The 23,072-nt window shown below is 70.8% G+C and carries 17 protein-coding genes; 8 read left to right on the top strand and 9 right to left on the bottom strand.

The features are described 5' to 3' along the window. Positions 1–61: 61 nt before the first annotated feature. Both ileS and ACZ6BG_RS01730 read right to left on the bottom strand, forming a co-directional pair. Positions 62–3,205 (bottom strand): isoleucine--tRNA ligase, encoded by a 3,144-nt coding sequence (gene ileS / locus ACZ6BG_RS01735; RefSeq protein WP_468995392.1) that lies wholly within the window; start codon positions 3,203–3,205, stop codon positions 62–64. Between the two features lie 391 nt (positions 3,206–3,596). After that, a complete protein-coding gene (locus ACZ6BG_RS01730; protein ID WP_468449029.1) occupies positions 3,597–3,788 on the bottom strand; it encodes a DUF1059 domain-containing protein in 192 nt (63 codons plus the stop codon). A gap of 315 nt (positions 3,789–4,103) precedes the next feature. Between ACZ6BG_RS01730 and ACZ6BG_RS01725 the strand changes: the two genes are divergently transcribed. The 5 genes from ACZ6BG_RS01725 to ACZ6BG_RS01705 all read left to right on the top strand — a co-directional run bounded on the left by ACZ6BG_RS01725 (position 4,104) and on the right by ACZ6BG_RS01705 (position 9,249). Beyond that, on the top strand, positions 4,104–5,222 hold the full coding sequence (locus ACZ6BG_RS01725; RefSeq protein WP_468995382.1) for a TraR/DksA family transcriptional regulator: 1,119 nt from the start codon (positions 4,104–4,106) through the stop codon (positions 5,220–5,222). A gap of 78 nt (positions 5,223–5,300) precedes the next feature. Beyond that, entirely contained in the window at positions 5,301–5,981 is a 681-nt protein-coding gene (lspA, locus tag ACZ6BG_RS01720; RefSeq protein ID WP_468995377.1) for a signal peptidase II, read from the top strand. 61 nt (positions 5,982–6,042) lie between these two features. Further along, complete coding sequence (locus tag ACZ6BG_RS01715; protein ID WP_468995374.1) at positions 6,043–6,984, top strand: RluA family pseudouridine synthase; 942 nt, start codon at positions 6,043–6,045, stop codon at positions 6,982–6,984. After that, complete coding sequence (locus tag ACZ6BG_RS01710) at positions 6,981–7,457, top strand: GNAT family N-acetyltransferase (RefSeq protein ID WP_468995373.1); 477 nt, start codon at positions 6,981–6,983, stop codon at positions 7,455–7,457. Before ACZ6BG_RS01715 ends, ACZ6BG_RS01710 begins: the two co-directional genes overlap by 4 nt. A 205-nt stretch (positions 7,458–7,662) precedes the next feature. Further along, the gene (locus ACZ6BG_RS01705; RefSeq protein WP_468995368.1) at positions 7,663–9,249 is read left to right on the top strand and encodes a Na+/H+ antiporter; all 1,587 of its coding nucleotides are present in this window, start codon (positions 7,663–7,665) and stop codon (positions 9,247–9,249) included. Between the two features lie 75 nt (positions 9,250–9,324). Here the strand turns inward: ACZ6BG_RS01705 and ACZ6BG_RS01700 are convergent, their stop codons facing one another. Beyond that, on the bottom strand, positions 9,325–10,416 hold the full coding sequence (locus ACZ6BG_RS01700) for a mechanosensitive ion channel family protein (protein ID WP_468995365.1): 1,092 nt from the start codon (positions 10,414–10,416) through the stop codon (positions 9,325–9,327). A 30-nt stretch (positions 10,417–10,446) separates the two neighbouring features. Between ACZ6BG_RS01700 and ACZ6BG_RS01695 the strand changes: the two genes are divergently transcribed. Next, positions 10,447–11,016, top strand: a complete 570-nt coding sequence (locus ACZ6BG_RS01695; RefSeq protein ID WP_468449018.1) for a dienelactone hydrolase family protein — start codon at positions 10,447–10,449, stop codon at positions 11,014–11,016. 42 nt (positions 11,017–11,058) lie between these two features. Here ACZ6BG_RS01695 and ACZ6BG_RS01690 read toward each other — a convergent pair whose 3' ends face one another. From ACZ6BG_RS01690 to ACZ6BG_RS01670, 5 genes are all read right to left on the bottom strand, one after another. Beyond that, positions 11,059–12,717, bottom strand: a complete 1,659-nt coding sequence (locus tag ACZ6BG_RS01690; protein WP_468995361.1) for a serine/threonine-protein kinase — start codon at positions 12,715–12,717, stop codon at positions 11,059–11,061. A gap of 54 nt (positions 12,718–12,771) precedes the next feature. Then, positions 12,772–14,466, bottom strand: a complete 1,695-nt coding sequence (locus ACZ6BG_RS01685) for an alkaline phosphatase D family protein (RefSeq protein WP_468995357.1) — start codon at positions 14,464–14,466, stop codon at positions 12,772–12,774. 104 nt (positions 14,467–14,570) lie between these two features. After that, entirely contained in the window at positions 14,571–15,389 is an 819-nt protein-coding gene (locus ACZ6BG_RS01680; protein WP_468449012.1) for a thioredoxin domain-containing protein, read from the bottom strand. A 40-nt stretch (positions 15,390–15,429) separates the two neighbouring features. Further along, a complete protein-coding gene (locus ACZ6BG_RS01675; protein WP_468995353.1) occupies positions 15,430–16,116 on the bottom strand; it encodes a hypothetical protein in 687 nt (228 codons plus the stop codon). A 72-nt stretch (positions 16,117–16,188) separates the two neighbouring features. After that, positions 16,189–17,517 (bottom strand): DUF2252 domain-containing protein, encoded by a 1,329-nt coding sequence (locus ACZ6BG_RS01670; RefSeq protein ID WP_468995350.1) that lies wholly within the window; start codon positions 17,515–17,517, stop codon positions 16,189–16,191. Positions 17,518–17,676: 159 nt separating this feature from the next. On the opposite strand from ACZ6BG_RS01670, the gene dnaE reads away from it, so the two are divergent. Continuing rightward, positions 17,677–21,219 carry a DNA polymerase III subunit alpha gene (gene dnaE / locus ACZ6BG_RS01665; RefSeq protein ID WP_468995346.1) on the top strand — a complete coding sequence of 1,181 codons (3,543 nt, stop codon included), beginning with the start codon at positions 17,677–17,679 and terminating at the stop codon, positions 21,217–21,219. Positions 21,220–21,309: 90 nt separating this feature from the next. On the opposite strand, the gene ACZ6BG_RS01660 is transcribed toward dnaE, so the two are convergent. After that, positions 21,310–21,480, bottom strand: a complete 171-nt coding sequence (locus tag ACZ6BG_RS01660; protein WP_468995343.1) for a hypothetical protein — start codon at positions 21,478–21,480, stop codon at positions 21,310–21,312. Between the two features lie 333 nt (positions 21,481–21,813). On the opposite strand from ACZ6BG_RS01660, the gene ACZ6BG_RS01655 reads away from it, so the two are divergent. Then, positions 21,814–23,028 (top strand): NYN domain-containing protein, encoded by a 1,215-nt coding sequence (locus ACZ6BG_RS01655; protein ID WP_468995340.1) that lies wholly within the window; start codon positions 21,814–21,816, stop codon positions 23,026–23,028. The last annotated feature ends 44 nt before the right edge of the window (positions 23,029–23,072 follow it).

Raw genomic sequence — 23,072 nt, 5'->3', positions numbered from 1 at the left:
CAACGCCGAAGGCCCGGTCCCACCAAGATCTTTGGTGGGACCGGGCCTTCGGCGTGTGCGGTTACGCCTTGCGGAGGCGGAACGACAGGGACACCGCGTCGTCCTTGAACGTCTCGCCGTACGCGTCGTCCGCCTCGCCCTCGGCGAAGTCCGTGGCCAGGACCTCGTCCGCGATGAGGGCGGCGTGGTCGGTCAGGGCCGTGACGACGGCCGGGTCGGCGGACGTCCAGCGCAGGGCGATCCGGTCCGCGACGTCCAGGCCGCTGTTCTTGCGGGCCTCCTGGATCAGGCGGATCGCGTCCCGGGCCAGGCCCGCACGGCGCAGCTCGTCCGTGAGCTCCAGGTCGAGGGCGACCGTGGCACCGGAGTCGGACGCCACCGACCAGCCCTCGCGCGGGGTCTCGGTGATGATGACCTCGTCCGGGGCGAGCGTCACGGTCTCGCCGTCGACCTCCACGGAGGCCGTGCCCTCGCGCAGGGCGACGGACAGCGCGGCCGCGTCGGCCTCGGCGACGGCCTTGGCCACCGCCTGCACGCCCTTGCCGAACCGCTTGCCGAGGGCACGGAAGTTGGCCTTGGCGGTCGTGTCGACGAGGGAGCCGCCGACCTCCGACAGGGAGGCGAGGGACGAGACGTTCAGCTCTTCGGTGATCTGGGCGCGCAGCTCGGCGTCGAGGGCCTCGAAACCGGCGGCCGCGACCAGTGCGCGGGACAGCGGCTGACGGGTCTTGACGCCCGACTCGGCGCGCGAGGCACGGCCCAGCTCGACGAGGCGGCGCACGAGCACCATCTGCTTCGACAGCTCCGGGTCGATCACCGACAGGTCGGCCTCCGGCCAGGTCGCCAGGTGTACCGACTCCGGGGCATCGGGCGTGACCGGCACGACCAGGTCCTGCCAGACGCGCTCCGCGATGAACGGCGTCAGCGGGGCGAGCAGCCGCGTGATCGTCTCGACGACCTCGTGCAGGGTGCGCAGCGCGGCCGCGTCGCCCTGCCAGAAGCGGCGCCGCGAACGCCGTACGTACCAGTTGGAGAGGTTGTCGACGAAGGTGGACAGGAGCTTTCCGGCGCGCTGGGTGTCGTAGGCGTCCAGGGCCTGCGTCACCTGGTCGGTGAGCGCGTGCAGCTCGCTGAGCAGCCAGCGGTCGAGCAGCGGGCGGTCGGCGGGCGCCGGGTCGGTGTCCGAGGGGGCCCACTTCGACGTACGGGCGTAGAGCGCCTGGAAGGCGACCGTGTTCCAGTACGTCAGGAGGGTCTTGCGGACGACCTCCTGGATGGTGCCGTGGCCCACGCGACGGGCCGCCCACGGGGAGCCGCCGGCCGCCATGAACCAGCGGACCGCGTCGGCTCCGTGCCGGTCCATGAGCGGGATCGGGTCCAGGGTGTTGCCCAGGTGCTTGGACATCTTGCGGCCGTCCTCGGCGAGGATGTGGCCGAGGCAGACGACGTTCTCGTAACTCGACTTGTCGAAGACCAGGGTGCCGACGGCCATCAGCGTGTAGAACCAGCCGCGGGTCTGGTCGATGGCCTCCGAGATGAACTGCGCGGGGTAGCGGCTCTCGAAGAGTTCCTTGTTCTTGTGCGGGTAGCCCCACTGCGCGAACGGCATCGAACCCGAGTCGTACCAGGCGTCGATGACCTCGGGCACGCGGACCGCTTCGAGGGAGCAGCCCTCGTGGGTGCAGGTGAACGTGACGTCGTCGATGAACGGGCGGTGCGGGTCGAGGTCCGACTGGTCGGTGCCCGTGAGCTCGCTCAGCTCGGCACGGGAGCCGACGCAGGTGAGGTGGTTCTCCTCGCAGCGCCAGATGGGCAGCGGGGTGCCCCAGTAGCGGTTGCGGGACAGCGCCCAGTCGACGTTGTTGGTCAGCCAGTCGCCGAAGCGGCCGTGCTTGACCGAGTCCGGGAACCAGTTGGTCCGCTCGTTCTCCTCGAGGAGACGGTCCTTGATCTCCGTGGTGCGGATGTACCAGGACGGCTGCGCGTAGTAGAGGAGCGCGGTGTGGCAGCGCCAGCAGTGCGGGTAGCTGTGCTCGTACGCGATGTGCCGGAACAGCAGGCCGCGGTCGTCCAGGTCCTTGGTGAGGGTCTCGTCGGCCTTCTTGAAGAAGACACCGCCCACGAGCGGGACGTCCTCCTCGAAGGTGCCGTCCGGGCGGACGGGATTCACGACCGGCAGGCCGTACGACCGGCAGACCTTGAGGTCGTCCTCACCGAAGGCGGGGGACTGGTGGACGAGGCCGGTGCCGTCCTCCGTGGTCACGTAGTCGGCGTTGACCACGTAGTGCGCCGGGGCCGGGAACTCCACCAGTTCGAAGGGGCGCTGGTACGTCCAGCGCTCCATCTCGGCGCCGGTGAAGCTCTGGCCCGTGGTCTCCCAGCCCTCGCCGAGTGCCTTCTCAAGCAGGGGCTCGGCGACGACCAGCTTCTCCTTGCCGTCGGTCGCCACTACGTAGGTGACGTCCGGGTGCGCGGCGACCGCCGTGTTGGACACCAGCGTCCACGGGGTGGTCGTCCACACCAGGAAGGCGGCCTCGCCGGCGAGGGGGCCGCCGGTCAGCGGGAAGCGGACGTAGACCGACGGGTCGACGACCGTCTCGTAGCCCTGCGCCAGCTCGTGGTCGGACAGGCCCGTGCCGCAGCGGGGGCACCAGGGGGCGACGCGGTGGTCCTGGACGAGGAGGCCCTTGTTGAAGATCTCCTTGAGGGACCACCAGACGGATTCGATGTACTCCGGGTTCATCGTCCGGTAGGCGCCGTCGAGGTCCGTCCAGTACCCCATGCGGGTCGTCAGGTCGGCGAAGGCGTCCGTGTGGCGGGTCACCGACTCGCGGCACTTGGCGTTGAACTCGGCGATGCCGTACGCCTCGATGTCCTTCTTGCCGTTGAAGCCGAGTTCCTTCTCGACCGCGAGCTCCACGGGCAGGCCGTGGCAGTCCCAGCCCGCCTTGCGGGCGACGTGGTAGCCGCGCATGGTGCGGAAGCGCGGGAAGACGTCCTTGAAGACGCGGGCCTCGATGTGGTGCGCGCCGGGCATGCCGTTGGCCGTGGGTGGGCCCTCGTAGAACACCCACTCGGGGCGGCCCTCGGACTGCTCCAGGCTCTTGGCGAAGATCTTCTGCTGCTCCCAGAAGTCGAGCACGGCGTGCTCGAGGGCGGGCAGGTCGACCTGGGCGGGCACCTGTCGGTACTGCGGCGGCGTCATTCGCTTTTCCTCCGGCGGACGTTCTTCCCTTCCGTCGGAGGGACGAGAGGCGCGTCACTGCGCTCCCGCGGTACCACCCTCCTTGGCCCTCCGGCGCTGGCGCCACAGGGCCCCCTCATTGGGGTCGCGATGCCGGGTCTACTCGCCGGGCCCGTCCCTCAAGGGGGCCGGCCTGCGGCTTTCCTCCGGCGGCTCCGGGGTGATCTTCACGTCGCGCTCGCCCCCGGGCTCACACCGTCCCCGGGTCGCTCCTGGCTGCGTACGCCGCTACTCGTCCCCATCCACGCTTCTCGCTCCGGCCAGTGTACGGCGCCGGGGCGGGCGCGGCCGACAGGATTTCCGGGGGCGCGTGGGGAAGGCGGAGAGCGGCCCCCGCGGACGCTGCGGTGGATCACGCGTGCTGGGGGATGTCGTCCTTGAGGGAGTCGCGGATCATCTTGCGCAGCTCGGGGCCGTCCGTGTGGCCGTGGACGGACACGGCGTGCTCGCTGGCGGCGCGGACCACCTCTTCCTCTTCGCCGGAGATGGCGAGGGTGCAGTGGGTCTCGCTCGGGAATTCGCGGCAGTCGGTGATTTTGCGCATGGCGCACCTTCTTCGGTCGTCACCAAGTCTATGCCCGTACGGGAACCCGGGGAGGGGGCCCGCGGGGTGCCCGGCCGCTGTCGGGTGAGAGCACGGGACTGCCCCGAATGGCGATATGCGGAGCGTCCGGATCCTGACCTCGGGCGTCCGGCGGATTACCCGCCGGAGAGCTGGGCACAACGCAGGCAGGCTCACCGTGCGACCCCCGGGGGCGGGCGAATCGGGCGGCGTGCCCCGTTGCCGCGGGCCTGGAGTCGATTTATCGTCCCAGCACGATTCGCGTGCAAGATCACAATATGTGAAGGGGCCGCGGCCATGGTGGCGAAGAAGACCGCCGTACAGCAGTCGGCGTCCAGCAGATCCACAGCCGCGGGGGCCGGGGCGGCGGGGGAAGCGGGCGGCAAGGCGGCCCGTGCCGTCAAGACCGTGCGTGCGGGCGAGACCGCGGGTGCGGGCTCGGCGGCGCCGAAGAAGACCACGACCAAGGCGGCAGCGAAGGCTCCCGCCAAGGGGGCGGCGAAGAAGGCGTCCGCCGAGTCCCCGGCGAAGAAGACGTCCGCCGCGGCCTCGGCCAAGAAGGCGTCCGCCGCTGCCCCGGCGAAGCAAGCCGCCGAGAAGAAGCCTGCCGCCAAGAAGGCCGGTGACAAGGAGGCGGCGGGGACCTCCAGGAACGCGGCTGCCAAGAAGACCGTTGCCAAGAAGACGACTCCGAAGAAGACGACTGCGAAGAAGACGGCTTCGAAGAAGGCGTCGGCCACGAAGGCCGCATCCGAGCAGGCCGCCGCCGAGAACTCCGCCGCCCAGACGGAGGCGGACGGCGGGTCGGGTGCGTCCAAGAAGGCGACGGGCGCCACGAAGGGTCCGGGAGCCAGGAAACGTACGGCCAAGAAGTCGGCCGCGTCCGCGGCCGAGGGTGCGGCTCAGGCCGCGGAGACGACGGGAGCCACGACGGTGGTTGCGAAGAAGACTCCGGGCACGGCGACGGCGGCGGCGAAGTCGGGCGCGGTGCCCAAGGCGCGGGCCGCGGCGGTGACGCCCGGTGAGCTGGCGGTGCGGCCGGGCGAGGACCCGTGGACCCCGGCGGAGGTCGCCGAGGCGCGGACCGAGCTGATGGCCGAGACCATGCGGCTGCGGACCGAGATCGAGGCGTCCGAGACCTCGCTCGCCGGACTGATGCGGGACTCCGGGGACGGCGCGGGCGACGACCAGGCCGACACCGGCACGAAGAACATCACGCGGGAGCACGAGATGGCACTCGCCGCGAACGCCCGGGAGATGCTGGAGCAGACCGAGCGCGCCCTGGAACGCCTGGACGCGGGCACGTACGGCCTCTGCGAGAACTGCGGCAACCCCATCGGCAAGGCCCGCATGCAGGCGTTCCCGCGGGCCACCCTGTGCGTGGAGTGCAAGCAGAAGCAAGAACGGCGCTACTGAGCGTGGCCTGGGCGCCTTGGCCCGTACCCCGGTGTCGTACCCTCGTCCCCAGTCAGGCACCTAGGTTGAGGGACTCACGTGGCAGAGGCGGAGCGCATCATCGGTACGCCGGACATCCCTGAGGCGGAGGGGGCCGGACCGGAGCAGTCCGATTCCGGCTCCAAGGACGGCTCCAAGGACGGGCAGCGCTCCGAGAGCGAGCCGAAGCGCGAGTCGGAGACCACGGCGGACGCGGAGCCCGATGCGGACGCCGAGGCCGAGCCGAAGCCCAAGGGGCGGCGCAAGATCGCCGTGCTGTTCGGGGTGGCCATGTTCGCGTACGCCCTGGACCTCGTCAGCAAGATGATCGTGGTCGCGAAGCTGGAGCACCACGAGCCGATCGACGTGGTCGGTGACCTGCTGCGTTTCAACGCGATCCGGAACGCGGGCGCCGCCTTCGGCATGGGCGAGGCGTACACCATCATCTTCACCGTGATCGCCGCGGCCGTGATCGTGGTGATCGCCCGCCTCGCGCGCAAGCTGTACAGCCTGCCCTGGGCCATCGCCCTCGGCCTGCTGCTCGGCGGCGCGCTCGGCAACCTCACCGACCGGATCTTCCGCTCGCCCGGCGTGTTCAAGGGCGCGGTGGTCGACTTCATCGCCCCGAAGGGCTTCGCGGTCTTCAACCTCGCCGACTCCGCGATCGTCTGCGGCGGCATCCTGATCGTGCTGCTCTCCTTCCGCGGGCTCGACCCGGACGGCACCGTCCACAAGGACTGAGCGGTCCCCCGCGTACGGCGTTCGGTACGGCGGTGTCGTGGCCCTCCTGCATACTCGTGGGGTGAGCACGATTCCCGAGATCCGTACCCTGCCCGTACCCGACGGCCTGGAGGGCGAGCGCGTCGACGCCGCCATCTCGCGCATGTTCGGCTTCTCCCGCACCAAGGCCGCCGAGCTCGCCGCGGCGGGGAAGGTCGCGGTCGACGGCTCGGTGGTCGGCAAGTCCGAGCGGGTGCACGGCGGCGCCTGGCTGGAAGTGGAGATGCCACAGGCACCCGCTCCGGTGCAGATCGTCGCCGAGCCCGTCGAGGGCATGGAGATCGTGCACGACGACGAGGACATCGTCGTGATCGTCAAGCCCGTCGGCGTCGCCGCGCACCCGAGCCCCGGCTGGACCGGCACGACCGTGATCGGCGGCCTCGCCGCCGCCGGATACCGCATCTCGACGTCCGGCGCCGCCGAGCGCCAGGGCATCGTGCACCGCCTGGACGTCGGCACGTCCGGCCTGATGGCCGTCGCCAAGTCGGAGCGGGCGTACACCTCGCTGAAGCGCCAGTTCAAGGAGCGCACGGTCGACAAGCGGTACCACGCCCTTGTGCAGGGCCACCCCGACCCGATGAGCGGCACCATCGACGCCCCCATCGGCCGCCACCCCAACCACGACTACAAGTGGGCGGTCACGGCCGAGGGCAAGCCCTCCGTCACGCACTACGACCTCATGGAGGCCTTCCGCGCGGCCTCCCTGCTCGACATCAAGCTGGAGACCGGCCGGACCCACCAGATCCGGGTGCACATGTCGGCGCACCGGCATCCCTGCGTGGGCGACCTGACGTACGGCGCCGACCCCACGCTCGCCAAGCGCCTCGGGCTCACCCGCCAGTGGCTGCACGCCGTGCGGCTCGGTTTCGAGCACCCCGGCGACGGGCAGTGGGTCGAGTTCGCGAGCGACTACCCCGACGACCTGCAGCTGGCGCTCGACCGGGTGCGGGCGGAGAGCGAGTGAGCGGGCCGGTGGCCTGCCGGGTCGCGGTGCGGCAGGAGGACCTGGACGCGTGCTTCGGCGTGCGCAAGGAGGTCTTCGTCGCCGAGCAGGGGGTGCCGGAGGACCTTGAGTACGACGAGTACGACGGCGGGGCCGTGCACGTGCTCGCGGTGCGGGCCGAGGACGGGACCGCGCTGGGCACGGGGCGGTTGCTGACCGGGGACGCGGCCGTCGTGAAGAACGGTGACCCCGACGTCGGTGTGGGCGCTCTGGGGCGCCTTGCCGTGCTGCGGTCCGCGCGGGGGCTCGGGGTGGGGGCCGCGCTGGTCGCCGCCATCGAGGAGGCCGCCCGGGAACGGGGGCTGCACGCCGTCGACCTGCACGCGCAGACCCATGCGCTGGGTTTCTACGAGCGGTTGGGGTACGAGGCCTACGGGGCGGAGTTCTTGGACGCGGGGATTGCGCATCGGGCCATGCGCAAGGCGCTGCGCTAGCTGGTAGGGGTGCCGTCGCCGGGTGTGGTGGACCTGGAACGCAGGGGTGCCCGGCACCGGGGGCGGTGCCCGCCTGTCCTGCCCTGCGGGACGACTGCCCACAGCCGGGTCGACGGCTGGATGTCGTTTTCGGCCGGTTTGGCGGGGTCGCGTGGCAAGGTTGAGGGGCTGATCGTTTTGGGCTCCTATGGCCGGAGGGCATCCCGTGGATCAACTGGCTTTGCTGCTCCTGCTGTTGCTGGGGGCCCTGGTCACCGTGCCGCTGGGGGACCGGATCGGGCTGCCCGCGCCGGTGCTCATGACGCTGTTCGGAGGCGTGCTCGCGTTCCTCTCGTTCGTGCCGAACGTCGAGATCGCGCCTGAGCTGATCCTCCCGCTGGTCCTGCCGCCGCTGCTCTACGCGTCCGTGCAGCGCACGTCCTGGCGGCAGTTCGCGGCCAACATCCGGCCCATCCTGCTGCTCGCCGTGGCGCTCGTCTTCGTGACCACGGCGGCCGTCGCGGCCGTGGCCAACGCCGTCGTACCGGGGCTGCCGCTCGCCGCGGCCGTCGCGCTCGGCGCGCTCGTCGCCCCGCCGGACCCGGTGGCCGCGACCGCCGTCGCCGGTTCGCTCGGTCTGCCGCGCCGCCTGGTGTCGATCCTGGAGGGCGAGGGGCTCTTCAACGACGTCACCGCGATCGTGCTGTACCACGTGGCCATCGCCGCCGCCGTCAGCGGCACCTTCTCCTGGCCCTCGGCCGTCGGCCAGCTCGTGCTCTCCGCCGTCGTCGCCGTCGCCGTCGGCCTCGGGCTCGGCTGGCTCTCCAACAAGCTCATGGGCCTGCTGGGCGACGCGACCCTGCAGACCGGCCTGACGCTGCTCGTGCCGTTCGTCGCCTACGTACTCGCCGAGGAACTCCTCGGCTCCGGCGTCCTCGCCGTCCTGACCACGGCCCTCTACCTCGCCGAGAACGCCACCGACGCCGACGACGTGCTCGGCCGGATCACCGGGCAGTCCTTCTGGGAGATCGTCGACACCCTCGTCACCGGCGTCGCGTTCGGGCTCATCGGCCTTGAGCTCCACAACGTCTTCGGCACCGCCGACGGGCGCGAGTGGGAGATGGTCGGCTGGGGTGCCGCCATCGTGGCGGTCGTCGTCGGCGTACGGCTGATGTGGCTGCTGCCCGCCACCTGGCTGGCCAAGCGGCTGCACAAGCGCCGTGACTACGACGAGGAGATCCCGACCAGCTGGCGCGAGACCGTCGTCATGTGGTGGTCCGGCATGCGCGGCGTCGCGTCGGTCGCGCTGGCCCTCGCCATTCCGCTCAAGACGGACGACGGGGCTCCGTTCCCCGCCCGGGACGAGATCATCTTCATCGCCTTCTGCGTGATCATCGCGACCCTGATCGCCCAGGGCCTGACCCTGCCGTGGCTGGTCAGGAAGCTCGGCGTACGCGCCGACACCGATGCCGAACGGGCCTTGGAGCGCGAGCTCGCCGTGCGCGCCGCGAAGGCCGCCAAGGCGCGTCTGAAGGAGATCGAGGAGGTCGAGGAGCTGCCCGAGGAGGTCGCCGAGCGGCTGCTGCGCGGCGCCTTCGACATCGGCGCCCGGATCAGCCCCGACATCCTGGACGACGAGCGGCGCGAGCGGTACGCCACCCGCGTCGACCGGTTCAAGGCCGTCCAGCGCATCCAGCGCGAGATGATGTCGGCCGCCCGCCACGAGGTCCTCGCCGCGCGCAGCGAACCCGGCTACGACCCGGAGATCGTGGACCGGGTGCTGCACCACCTGGACGTACGCAGCCTGCGCTGACGCGCGGGCCGGGGCGCCGCGAAAGCCCTGGGGCCAGCCTCCCAGTCATCCCCAGTCCCGCCCCCCGCCGCTGCCTCAGCCCCGCCCCGTCCGCGGCACGTGCGGAGTCACCGGATGCGGATGGTCGCCGTCCGACGGCTCCACCGCCCAGGCCGTGTTGACCCGGGGCAGCGCGTACGGATGGTGCTCGGTCAGCCAGGCCACGAGCTGCTCGCGGACCGTGACGCGCACCGTCCAGATGTCGTCGGCGTCCTTGGCCGTGACCAGGGCCCGCACCTGCACGGTGTTCGGCGTCGTGTCCGTGACCGCGAGACCCCAGTCGCGGCCGTCCCAGGCGGCGCACTCGCGCAGGATCTCGTGCAGCTTCTCGCGCATCGCCGCCATCGGGGCCGTGTGATCGAGCTGGAAGAAGACGGTGCCGGTCATCTGGGCGCCGCCGCGGGACCAGTTCTCGAACGGCTTCGAGGTGAAGTACGACACCGGCATCGTGATCCGGCGCTCGTCCCAGGTGCGCACCGTCAGGAACGTCAGCGTGATCTCGTCGACGACACCCCACTCGCCGTCCACCACCACCGTGTCCCCGATCCGCACCATGTCGCCGAAGGCGATCTGCAGCCCCGCGAAGAGGTTGGCGAGCGTGGACTGCGCGGCCACGCCCGCGACGATGCCGAGGATTCCCGCCGACGCGAGCAGCGAGGCCCCGGCCGCCTGCATGGCGGGGAACGTGAGCAGCATCGCGGCGACGGCCACCACGCCGACGATGGCCGCGACCACGCGCTGGATCAGCGTGACCTGCGTGCGCACGCGCCGGACCCGGGCCGGGTCGCGGTGCGCGGAGGCGTAGCGCGCGTACGACGACTCCACCACGGCCGCCGAGATCCGCACCGCGAGCCAGGCCACCGAGGCGATGAGGACCAGCGTGAGTGCTCTGCCGATGCCCACCGAGTACCCCTCGGCGATCTTCGCCTGGGCGTACGAACCGCGCAGCATCGCCGCGCACAGCACCAGTTGCAACGGCAGTCGGCAGCGGCGCAGCAGCTCCCACAGCGGCTGTTCGGGCTGTCGGTCGGCGGCTCGGCGCAACGCCCAGTCGGCCACCCAGCCGACCGCGAGCGTGAGCACGACCGAGCCGCCGACCACGATCAACGGACGCAGCACGTTCTCCATGCCTCCGAGGGTAGGTGGCACGATGGCCCCATGAACATCATGCTTTTCCATTCGACGTACGGGCTGCGGCCCGCGGTGCGCGCGGCGGCCGACCGGCTGCGCGCGGCCGGGCACGAGGTGTGGACCCCGGACCTCTTCGACGGCCGCACCTTCGAGAGCGTCGAGGAAGGGCTGGCCTTCAAGGACGAGCTCGGCAACGACGAACTGCTCAAGCGCGCGGTCCTGGCCGCCGCGCCCTACTCCGACCGGGGCCTCGTCTACGCGGGCTTCTCGCTCGGCGCCGCCACCGCGCAGACCCTCGCCCTCGGCGACGCCAAGGCGCGTGGCCTGCTGCTCCTGCACGGCACGTCGGACATCGCGGAGAACGCGTCCGTGGACGAGCTCCCCGTGCAGTTGCACGTCGCCGAGCCCGACGCGTTCGAGACGGACGACTGGCTCAGCGCCTGGTACCTCCAGATGGGCCGCGCGGGCGCCGACGTGGAGGTCTACCGATACGCGGGCGCCGGGCACCTGTACACCGACCCGGACCTGGACGACTACGACGCCGAGGCGGCGGAGGCGACGTGGCGCACGGCGCTGGGGTTCCTGGAGAGCCTGTAGTCCCGGCCCGGAAACCGGTCCGCCCCGGGCACCGGACCCGGCTCAGGTCCGCACGCAGCGGCCCACCGGCCTGCTCGCCGGTGGCTTGCACTGCAGGCCGAGGTCCGCGGCCTCGTCGCTGAGATAGCGCCCCACGCAGGTGGTGTCCGAGGTGCGGCCGCGCTCCGCGCAGAACCGCAGCGCCGCCTGGCCGTTCGGGAACGGGCCCGGCGCGTAGAACACCCAGTACCCCGGGCGCAGCGAGGCATAGTCGTCGCTGCGCAGGTACTGGGCCTGTGGGACGGTCCTGCGGACGGCGGCGAGCTTGCGGTCGCGGGTCGCGGCGGACGACGAGCCCGGCTCGGAGTGCAGTTGGGCGATCCAGCGCCCAGAGTCGGGCGGCGCGGACGACGTGGTGGGTGTGGTCGGCGTGGTGGGTGTGGTCGGCGCCGAGGAAGCGGGGGACGCCGGACCCTGGCTCGGCCCGGTGCTCGCCGCGTCGGTGGGCCGCCCGTCCGGTCCCGTCGTACGCGCACCCTCGGAGGCCGCCCCACCGGTCCGGCCGCCGCCCTTGCCCGCCGTCGTCCCGCCGCCCCCACCGTTCGCTCCGCCGTCGCGCAGCGCGAACGCCAGGGCCACGCCCGCCACCAGTACGAGGACCACCATCGCGGCGGCGAGCAGGGGCGTGCGGCGCCGGGCGGTGCCCTGGTGGTCGGCCCGGGGAGTGAGGCCAGGAGGCGGGTCGAGCGCGGGCTGCGGGCGGGTGTGGTCCGGCGTGCCGGGCGGTGGGGGCGGCGCGGTGGGCGGCAAGGGCGGGCGCGGCGCGGTCTGCGTGGGAGGTACGGACGGGCGGGGCGCCCTCTGGGTGGGCTGCCACGTGATCCCGTCGGCGACCGCCGTGAGCATCGCGTCCAGGCGCTCCACGTCGGGCCGCAGCGCCGGGTCCCGTACCAGCAGCGCCTCCAGGACCGGGGCGAGTGGGCCGGAGCGCACCGGCGGCGGCACCGGCTCGTCGAGCACCGCGGCCAGTGTGGCCAGGGTGGACGCACGGCGCAGCGGACTCACGCCCTCCACGGCCACGTACAGGACCAGACCCAGTGACCACAGGTCGGCGGCCGGGCCCTCGCCGGTGCCGCGGACGCGCTCCGGCGCGATGTACTCGGGCGAGCCGATCAGCTCGCCGGTGGCGGTGAGTCGCGTGGAGCCCTGGAGGGCGGCGATGCCGAAGTCGGTGAGGACGACGGGCGGCACCTCGTCGGGGCGGGCGGGGGACGGCTCGCGGAGCAGGATGTTGGCGGGCTTGATGTCGCGGTGCAGGATGCCCGCCGCGTGGGCGGCCCGCAGCGCGGAGAGGACTTCCCGGCCCATGCGGGCCGCCTCCCGCGGCGGCAGGGTGCGCTCCTCCAGGAAGTCCTGGAGGGTGCGGCCCGAGAGCAGCTCCATCACCAGCCACGGGTGCGGCTCGACATCGACGATGTGGTGGATCGTCACGACGTGCGGGTGGTTGAGCCGGGCAAGGGCACGGGCCTCCCGCAGCACCCGTTCCCGCAGCAGCCGCGAGGTGTCGTCGGCCGGCTCGGGGCCCGGCGGCCGGACCTCCTTCAGCGCCACCTCGCGGTGCAGCACGGTGTCGCGGGCCCGCCACACCGTGCCCATGCCTCCGCTGCCGAGCCGCCGCAGCAGCTCGAAGCGCCCGTCGAGTACGTCCCCCTGGCCGCTCATGGCCGACAGCGTAGGGGGTCGACGGGCGGCTGTCGGCCCGCTTCACCGGGCTTGTCAGCGCACCGGCGAATGCACCCGCTCCACCTTCTGGGTGCCGGTGAGCGTGCGGTACGAACGCGCCCACGACGACGTCGCCTTGGGGTCCGAGCGGTCCGAGACGATGTAGTAGTCCATCTGCGAGCGCTCCGCCGTGACGTCCAGGACGCCGTACCCGTGGGAGTCCATGTCCAGCCACTTCACATGGCGGTTGGCGGCCTTGACCGCGGCGACGCCGACCAGCGACAGGGTCTGCGGCGGGACGTTCAGGAAGTCGTCGACGTTGTCGGACGTCACGGACGTGACGACGAACTCCGTGGCCGCGGACGGCGACGCCGGATACGTGGCGGCGGTCACCGGCACGTCGTTGGCCCACGCCATGTGGATGTCGCCGGTCAGGAAGACGGTGTTCCGGATGCCCTTGTCCCGCAGGTGCCCGATGAGTTCCTTGCGGTCGTGGGTGTAGCCGTCCCACTGGTCGGTGTTGACGGCGAGACCGCCCTCGGGCAGGCCGAGCAGCTTCGCGAGGGGCTTCAGGAGGTACGCGGGCAGCGAGCCGAACGCGACCGGCGAGATCATCACCGACGTGCCGACCAGCTTCCACGCGGCGTCCGACGCGGCCAGGCCCGCCTTCAGCCAGTCGAGTTGGGCGCGGCCCGCGATCGTGCGGTCCGGCGAGTCGACGTCACCGCTGCCCACCCCCGCCTGCTTCGAGCGGAACGAGCGCAGGTCGAGCAGGTGCAGGTCGGCGAGCTTGCCGAAGCGCAGACGGCGGTAGACGGTGCCCTCGGTGGCCGGGCGCACCGGCATCCACTCGAAGTACGCCTGCTTGGCGGCGGCCACGCGCGCGGCCCAGGGGCCCTCGGTCTCCGGGCTGTGGTTCTCCGCGCCGCCCGACCAGGCGTCGTTGGCCACCTCGTGGTCGTCCCAGATCGCGATGACCGGGTGCGTGGCGTGCATGGCCTGCGCGTCGGCGTCGGTCTTGTGGGCGCCGTGTCGGGTCCGGTAGTCGGCGAGGGTGAGGATCTCGTGCTTCGGCTGGTGCTCGCGCACGACGTCGCCGGAGGAGGCGAAGCCGCCGGACGCGTACTCGTACAGGTAGTCGCCGAGGTGCAGGACCGCGTCCAGCTCGGTGCGGGCGGCGAGATGGCGGTACGCGGAGAAGTACCCGGCCTCCCAGTTGGAGCACGACACGACGCCGAAGCGGACGCCGGGCGCGGCGGCCTCGTGGGCGGGGGTGGTGCGGGTGCGGCCCACGGGGGAGCGCACCGGCGAATCGTTGCCTACGGAGAAGCGGTAGTAATAGGTGGTCGCCTGGCGCAGGCCCCTTACATCGGCCTTGACCGTGTGGTCGCTCGCGGCCTTCGCGGTGGTCGAGCCGCGGCCCACGACCTTGCTGAAGCCCTTGTCCTCGGCCACCTCCCAACGCACCTCGACGTCCGGGCCCTTGCCGGACCCGGGGACCGCCTCGGGCGTCGGCGTGATCCGCGTCCACAGCAGGACGCCGTCGGGCAGCGGGTCACCGGAGGCGACACCGTGCAGGAAGGCGGGTCCCGCGGCGGCGCGGGCCGGCAGGGCGGCCGCGAGCGGGGCGGCGAGGGCGGCGGTGGCGGCCGCGGCCTTGACGACGGTGCGGCGGCGCGGCGTGAGGGCGGCGGACGGTTTGCCGGGACCCTCAGCGGGCGCGAGGTAGTTGTCTCTTCGACTGGTCACGAGGGGCAACCCTACGGACCGGTAACAGCGAAGAGCGGGCGACCACCGAAAGTTCGCCCGCTCTTCCGCAACACGCCTACTGCGCTTGCGTGATAACTCCTGGATCAGGCCTTCAGCTCGGCGTCGACGGCCTTGTTGAAGTCCTCGACCGACATCGGCGCGTTCTTGCCGTCGGCGCCCTTGAGCTGCTTGCCGTTCATGACGAACGCGGGGGTGCCCTCGACCCCGTCCTTGTCGTCCTGGAACGCCTGACCCATGGCCAGGGCCCAGCGGTCGTACGTACCGTCCTTGACCGCCTTCTTGAAGGCCGCGCTCTTCTTCAGCGCGGGCACCTCGTTGGCGACCTTCAGCAGGTAGGAGTCGTCCTTGAACTTGTCGTCCTGCTCGCTCGGGTGGTTGTCCGCCGAGTACAGCGCCTTCTTGTAGGCGAGGAACGCGTCCGGGGAGACGTTCAGGGCGGCGCCGAGCGCGCTCATCGCGTTGCGGGAGCCCTCGCCCGGGATGTTCCGGTCGAGGAAGGTGGCGCCGACGAACTGGACCTTGTACTTGCCGTCCTTGAGGTCCTTCTCGACCGTCGGGCCGACGGTCTGCTCGAAGCTCGCGCAGATCGGGCAGCGCGGGTCCTCGTAGACCTTCAGGGTCTTCTTGGCACTGGCCTTGCCGACGACGACGGTCGTGCCGTCCTTGCCCGAGGTGTTCGCGGGCTTGACGAGCTTCGCGTCCTTGGCGTCGTCCCAGTAGTCGGGCTTGTTGCTCTGCATGACGGCGTACGAGACGCCGCCCGCGAGGGCGAGGACGCCGACGATGGACGTGCCGACGATGATCGACCGCTTGCGCTTCTCGCGCTTGCGCTCGGCTTCCTGCTGGGCGCGGATCCGCTCGCGGGCGGCCTGCTTCGCGGCCTGGCTGTTGCGCTTGCTCATGGTGGTTCTCCGTGGGTGTGGCGTGGCTGGTCGGCTGTGCTCAGGCGAAGAGGGCCGAGCACGGCGGTCCACGCCGTCCCACGCAGTGCACGAGCAGCCGGGTGCGGACGACCGGCGTCCGGCGGGCGGGGCGCGGCAGCCGGCGCACCGGCTCGATCCGCCGGGTCACCGCGGCGACCGCGAGCAGCAGCGGCCGGAACGTCGCCGCGGCCGCGGCCCGAAGGAGTCCCGCCACGGCCCGCTCCATGCGCCCGAGCCAGGCCGCCGCGAGCAGCCCGACGCCGATGTGCGCGCCGAGCAGCAGCCAGGCCGTGGCCGGGCCGCCGTCGGCGAGCAGGGCGGCGGCGCCGTGGCTCTCGCCGCCCGCCATCCGCGCCAGCGGGGTGCCGACGCTGCCGCCGCCGCACAGCACGTCCACGCCGAAGGACCGCAGCGGGCCCGTGACGGGGCCGCCCGACTGGCCGTAGCAGACGTGCTGGCCGGAGGTGAAGACGGTGTCGGCGGCCAGCTCCAGCGGGATCAGCAGGGCGGCGATGCGGCCGAACCCGCGCTCGCGTCCGGCCAGGGCATACGCGATGACGTACACGCAGGCCGTGACGGCGAGGCAGGTCGTGAGCGGCAGCGGGGCCCGGGACAGCAGAATGTGCGACGCGGCGGACAGCATCACGACGAGTGCCGTGAACAGTGCCGCACGCACCACTCTGATCTGGGTCCCGGATATGTCCATCGCGCAAGCGAGTGTGCCATGAGCCGTCATAAGAGACCCCTAAAGGGTCCCTGCGAATCCCATGGCGGCCCGCTACAGCCCCGGGATCCGGCCGTTGCGGAACAGGTCCACGAAGATCTGGTGGTCCGCGCGGGCCCGCGCGCCGTAGCTGTGCGCGAAGTCCACCAGGAGGTCGCCGAAGCCGTCCTCGTCGGCCGCGATGGCGGCGTCGATGGCCCGCTCCGTGGAGAACGGCACCAGCTCCGAGTGGCCGCTCTCGTCGTCCGCGGCCGCGTGCATCGTCGCCGTGGCCCGGCCCAGGTCGGCCACCACGGAGGAGATCTCGTCCAGGTCGTCGATGTCCGACCAGTCCAGGTCGACCGCGTACGGCGAGACCTCGGCGACGAGCTGGCCCGCGCCGTCCAGCTCGGTCCAGCCGAGCCAGGGGTCGGCGTGCGCCTGGAGGGCCCGCTGCGAGATGACCGTGCGGTGGCCCTCGTGCTGGAAGTAGCCGCGGACCGCGGCGTCCGTGATGTGCCGGGAGACGGCCGGGGTCTGGGCCTGCTTCAGGTAGATGACGACGTCGTTCTCCAGGGCGTCGCTGTTGCCCTCAAGGAGGATGTTGTACGACGGCAGTCCGGCCGAGCCGATGCCGATGCCGCGGCGGCCCACGACGTCCTTCACCCGATACGAGTCGGGGCGGGTCAGGGAGGACTCGGGCAGCGTCTCCAGATAGCCGTCGAAGGCGGCGAGGACCTTGTACCGCGTGGCCGCGTCGAGCTCGATGGAGCCGCCGCCCGGCGCGAAGCGGCGCTCGAAGTCACGGATCTCCGTCATCGAGTCCAGGAGCTCGAAGCGGGTCAGGGAGCGGGCGGCGCGCAGGGCGTCCAGGAGGGGGCCCTGGGCCGTGTCGAGGGTGAAGGGCGGCACCTCGTCGCTCTTGGCGCCCGTCGCCAGGTCGTGGACGCGCTCGCGGTACGCCGCGGCGTACGTCCGCACCAGGGACGTGATCTGCTCGTCGCTCAGCGCCTTCGTGTACCCGATCAGGGCCAGGGAGGCCGCGAGGCGCTTCAGGTCCCAGGTGAAGGGGCCCACGTACGCCTCGTCGAAGTCGTTGACGTTGAAGATCAGGCGGCCCTGGGAGTCCATGTACGTGCCGAAGTTCTCGGCGTGCAGGTCGCCGTGGATCCAGACCCGGCCGGTGCGGTCGTCCACGTACGGACCGGCGTGCTGGTCGCGGCCCAGGTCGTGGTAGAAGAGGCACGCCGTGCCGCGGTAGAACGCGAAGGCCGAGGCCGCCATCTTCCGGAACTTCACCCGGAACGCGGCGGGGTCGGCGGCGAGCAGCTCGCCGAACGCGGTGTCGAAGACGGCGAGGATCTCCTCGCCGCGCTGGTCGGCGGTGGGCTGCGGGACCGACATCGCGGGGTGCCTCCTGGTGCATCACATGGGGGACGGTCGTCCGCCCTCTTCTCAACGCCCGACCGTACTCCCGAGTGCCCGCCCGCTGTCAGTGAGCCGGACTAGACTTCCACGCTGTCCACCCACGCCACCCGCAGAGTTCCCCCGGAGGCCAACGTCGTGTCGAAGCCGCCCTTCACGCACCTGCACGTTCACACCCAGTACTCGCTGCTGGACGGTGCCGCGCGGCTGAAGGACATGTTCAACGCGTGCAATGAGATGGGCATGACGCATATCGCGATGTCCGACCACGGGAATCTGCACGGGGCGTACGACTTCTTCCATTCGGCGAAGAAGGCGGGAGTGACGCCGATCATCGGGATCGAGGCGTATGTGGCGCCGGAGTCGCGGCGCAACAAGCGGAAGATCCAGTGGGGGCAGCCGCACCAGAAGCGCGACGACGTGTCGGGTTCGGGTGGTTACACGCACAAGACGATCTGGGCGGCGAACCAGACGGGCCTGCACAATCTGTTCCGGCTGTCCTCGGACGCGTACGCCGAGGGCTGGCTGCAGAAGTGGCCGCGAATGGACAAGGAGACGATCTCCCAGTGGTCGGAGGGGCTGATCGCCTCGACCGGGTGTCCCTCGGGTGAGCTGCAGACGCGGTTGCGTCTGGGACAGTTCGACGAGGCGGTGAAGGCGGCTTCGGAGTACCAGGACATCTTCGGCAAGGACCGGTATTTCCTGGAGCTGATGGACCACGGCATCGATATCGAGCGCCGGGTCCGTGAGGATCTGCTCCGGGTCGGCAAGAAGCTCGGTATTCCGCCGCTGGTGACGAATGACTCGCATTACACGTATGCGCACGAGGCGGCGGCGCATGACGCGCTGCTGTGTATTCAGACGGGCAAGAACCTTTCGGATCCGGATCGTTTCCGTTTCGACGGGACGGGTTATTACCTGAAGTCGACGGACGAGATGTACGCCGTCGATTCCTCCGACGCCTGGCAGGAGGGGTGTGCGAACACGCTCCTGGTGGCGGAGCAGATCGACACGACCGGCATGTTCGAGAAGCGCGACCTCATGCCGAAGTTCGACATCCCGGAGGAGGGCTACACCAACACCACCTGGTTCAAGGAGGAAGTGCGGCGAGGCATGAACCGCCGCTATCCGGGAGGTGTCCCCGAAGACCGCCAGCGCCAGGCGGACTACGAGATGGACATCATCATCCAGATGGGCTTCCCCGGGTACTTCCTCGTGGTCGCCGACTTCATCATGTGGGCCAAGAACAACGGCATCGCGGTGGGCCCCGGCCGTGGCTCCGCGGCCGGTTCGATCGTGGCGTACGCCATGGGCATCACCGACCTCGACCCGATCGAGCACGGACTGATCTTCGAGCGGTTCCTCAACCCCGAGCGCGTCTCCATGCCCGATGTCGACATCGACTTCGACGAGCGTCGGCGCGTCGAAGTGATCAGGTACGTGACCGAGAAGTACGGCGCCGACAAGGTCGCCATGATCGGCACGTACGGCAAGATCAAGGCGAAGAACGCCATCAAGGACTCCGCGCGCGTCCTCGGCTACCCCTACGCCATGGGAGACCGGCTCACCAAGGCCATGCCCGCCGACGTCCTCGGCAAGGGCATCGACCTCGACGGCATCACCAACCCCAGCCACCCGCGCTACAGCGAGGCGGGCGAGATCCGGTCGATGTACGAGAACGAGCCGGACGTGAAGAAGGTCATCGACACCGCCAAGGGCGTCGAGGGCCTGGTCCGGCAGATGGGCGTGCACGCGGCGGGCGTGATCATGTCCAGCGAGCCCATCATCGAGCACGCCCCGATCTGGGTCCGGCACACGGACAACGTGACGATCACGCAGTGGGACTACCCGCAGTGCGAGTCGCTCGGCCTGATCAAGATGGACTTCCTGGGCCTGCGCAACCTCACGATCATGGACGACGCCGTCAAGATGGTGGAGGCCAACAAGGGCATCAAGCTGGAGATGCTCTCCCTGCCGCTGGACGACCCCAAGACGTACGAACTGCTCTGCCGCGGTGACACGCTCGGCGTCTTCCAGTTCGACGGCGGCCCGATGCGCTCGCTGCTGCGCCAGATGCAGCCCGACAACTTCGAGGACATTTCCGCCGTCTCGGCCCTGTACCGGCCGGGCCCGATGGGAATGAACTCGCACACGAACTACGCCGAGCGCAAGAACGGCCGCCAGGAGATCACCCCGATCCACCCGGAGCTCGAAGAGCCCCTGAAGGAGACCCTGGGCCTCACCTACGGCCTGATCGTGTACCAGGAGCAGGTGCAGAAGGCCGCCCAGATCATCGCCGGTTACTCCCTCGGCGAGGCCGACATCCTGCGCCGCGTGATGGGCAAGAAGAAGCCCGAGGAACTGGAGAAGAACTTCGCGATCTTCCAGGCCGGCGCCCGCAAGAACAACTACTCCGACGAGGCGATCCAGGCCCTGTGGGACGTCCTGGTGCCCTTCGCCGGATACGCGTTCAACAAGGCGCACTCGTCCGCGTACGGCCTGGTCACCTACTGGACCGCGTATCTGAAGGCGAATTACCCGGCCGAGTACATGGCGGCGCTGCTGACGTCGGTGAAGGACGACAAGGACAAGTCGGCGGTGTATCTGAACGAGTGCCGTCGTATGGGCATCAAGGTGCTGCCGCCGAACGTGAACGAGTCGGTGCACAACTTCGCGGCGCAGGGTGACGACGTGATCCTGTTCGGCCTGGAGGCGGTGCGCAACGTCGGGACGAACGTGGTCGAGTCGATCATCCGGTCGCGGAAGGCGAAGGGGAAGTTCGCCTCGTTCCCGGACTACCTGGACAAGGTGGAGGCGGCCGCGTGCAACAAGCGCACGACGGAGTCGCTGATCAAGGCGGGCGCGTTCGACACGATGGGGCACACCCGCAAGGGCCTGACCGCGCAGTACGAGCCGATGATCGACAACGTGGTGGCGGTCAAGCGCAAGGAGGCCGAGGGGCAGTTCGACCTCTTCGGCGGGATGGGCGAGGACGACTCCGACGAGCCCGGGTTCGGCCTGGACGTGGAGTTCTCCACCGACGAGTGGGACAAGACGTATCTGCTCGCCCAGGAGCGGGAGATGCTGGGCCTGTACGTCTCCGACCATCCGCTGTTCGGCCTGGAGCACGTGCTCTCCGACAAGGCGGACGCGGGCATCGGGCAGCTGACCGGTGGCGACTTCTCCGACGGTGCGGTCGTCACCATCGGCGGGATCATCTCCGGGCTGCAGCGCAAGATGACCAAACAGGGCAACGCGTGGGCGATCGCCACGGTCGAGGACCTGGCGGGCTCCATCGAGTGCATGTTCTTCCCGGCGACGTACCAGCTGGTGTCCACGCAACTCGTCGAGGACGCCGTGGTGTTCGTCAAGGGCCGCCTCGACAAGCGTGAGGACGTCCCCCGCCTCGTCGCCATGGAGATGCAGGTCCCCGACCTGTCGAACGCCGGGACCAACGCGCCCGTGCTGATCACCATCCCGACCGTGAAGGTGAGCCCGCCGATGGTCACGCGCCTCGGTGAGATCCTCAGCCACCACCGGGGCAACAGCGAGGTGCGGATCAAGCTCCAGGGCGCGCAGAAGACCACCGTGCTCCGGCTCGACCGGCACCGCGTGAAGCCCGACCCGGCGCTCTTCGGCGACCTCAAGGTGCTGCTCGGCCCGTCCTGCCTGGCGGGCTGACCTCACCGCGAGCGGCGCGCACGGCGGCAACCGCATGGCCAAGGGGCGCACCCGGTCCGGGTGCGCCCCTCATGTGTGCCTGTGCGGGCGTCAGTTGTGGCCGAAGCGGCGCTCACGGTGCTTACGGGCGACATCGCCGGGGTTCGCCTCGGCCGCGGACTTGGCCTGTGCCTCCATGGCGGACTGCTGGGCCTGCTGCTGACCGCGCTCGGCCTGGGCGGCGGCCTTCTGGTTGCGATCGCGGTGCTTGTTCTTGGCCATGGTGATCTTCCTCCTGAGGGGGATCGAGGGGCCAGGACGCGACCAGACTCACATAGGTCCGCAAAAGGCGCATTTTGGATAATTACCGTGCGTCATAGGGGGACTCGCGGGGGCACTCGAAAGGGGCCATGCAACGCGTTCGGGCGGATACGCCACGCCGAAGATCGAGTTCGGGCCGTTAACCTCCGCGAGGTCGGGCAGACTCGAAGGAAACCCGAAGTGACCTCCAGGATCCGCGGGAGCTCCCGATCCGCGAAATCGCCGGATCCCCGGCCGGGATCTGTGGGATCTTCGGGCACCTTCAGGAATCTTCCAGGAAAGAGGGTGGATGGCGTGGACCGCTGCATCGTCCTGGTGGACGCCGGGTATCTGCTGGGAGCCGCCGCGAGCCTCCTCGCGGGAGAGCCGTCCCGGTCCAGGATCACCGTCGACCACACCGCCCTCATCCAGGGTCTGCGCGAGCGCGCCGAGTCCGACACGGAGCGCCCGCTGCTGCGGATCTACTGGTTCGACGGCGCCCCCGACCGCGTACCCCAACCGGAGCACCGCAGGCTCCGTGTGATGCCCCGCGTCACCGTCCGCCTGGGCGCCCTCACCCGCAGCGACGGCCGCTGGGCGCAGAAGGGCGTGGACGCCGCCATGCACGCCGAGCTGACCGAGCTGGCCCGCAACCGCGCCTGCTCCGACGTCGTGCTCGTCACCGGCGACGGCGATCTGCTGCCCGGCATGATGGCCGCCAAGGAACACGGCGTCGCCGTCCACCTCTGGGCCGTGCAGGCCGCCGACGGCGACTACAACCAGTCCGAGGACCTGGTCGCCGAGGCCGACGAGCGGCGCGTCCTCGACCGCGTCTGGATCACCAAGGCCGTCCGCGCCAAGGAACTGACCGGCGTCTGCGCCCCGCCGCCCGCCCCCCGCCCCGAGATCGCCGCGATCCTCTCCGCCCCGCTGCCCGAGTCCGCGCTCACCACGAGCCCCGAGCGGGCCACCGCCGCCCCGCACCCCGCCGCGCCACCCCGCGTCCAGGAGAACGGGGACCGGAATCCGGCCACGAAGGGCGTGCCCACCCCCAAGGACCTCGCTGCCCTGCGCGCCCCCGGCGTCAAGGACCCCAAGGAGCCGGCGAACGCGACCCTGCGCTGGTCGTCCGACAGGGGCTGGGTGGACCGCCCCGGCACCCCCGCCGAGCCCCCGGAGGCCGCGGCGCTGCCCACCCTCGCCCAGCTCACCACGGCCGAGCAGCGCTGGGCCGACCGGGAGGAGGACATCACCACCGTCGGCGGCGACCCCTACGAGGTCGGCCAGGTCTTCGCCCGGCGCTGGATGGGGCGCCTGCCCGAGCAGCACAACCTCCAGAAGCTCGGCGCGATGTACCCGCGCATCCCGCACCGCATCGACGGCGAGCTGCTGCGCTACGCCGCCAGGTTCGGGCTGCTCGCCCACAAGGACGACCAGATCGACGAGCACGACCGGTACGCGATCCGGGCGGGCTTCTGGCGCGAGATCGACGTACGGACCGCCGCCGAGCACGCTCCGGCGGGGGAGTGAGGGCCGTTCCGCCGGGCGGCGCGGGTCCCCTCTTCGGTGGGGAC

Source organism: Streptomyces sp. NPDC041205, assembly GCF_055591765.1.
The sequence above is the reverse complement of the archived record's forward strand: the minus strand, read 5'-3'. Positions and strand labels throughout refer to the sequence as shown.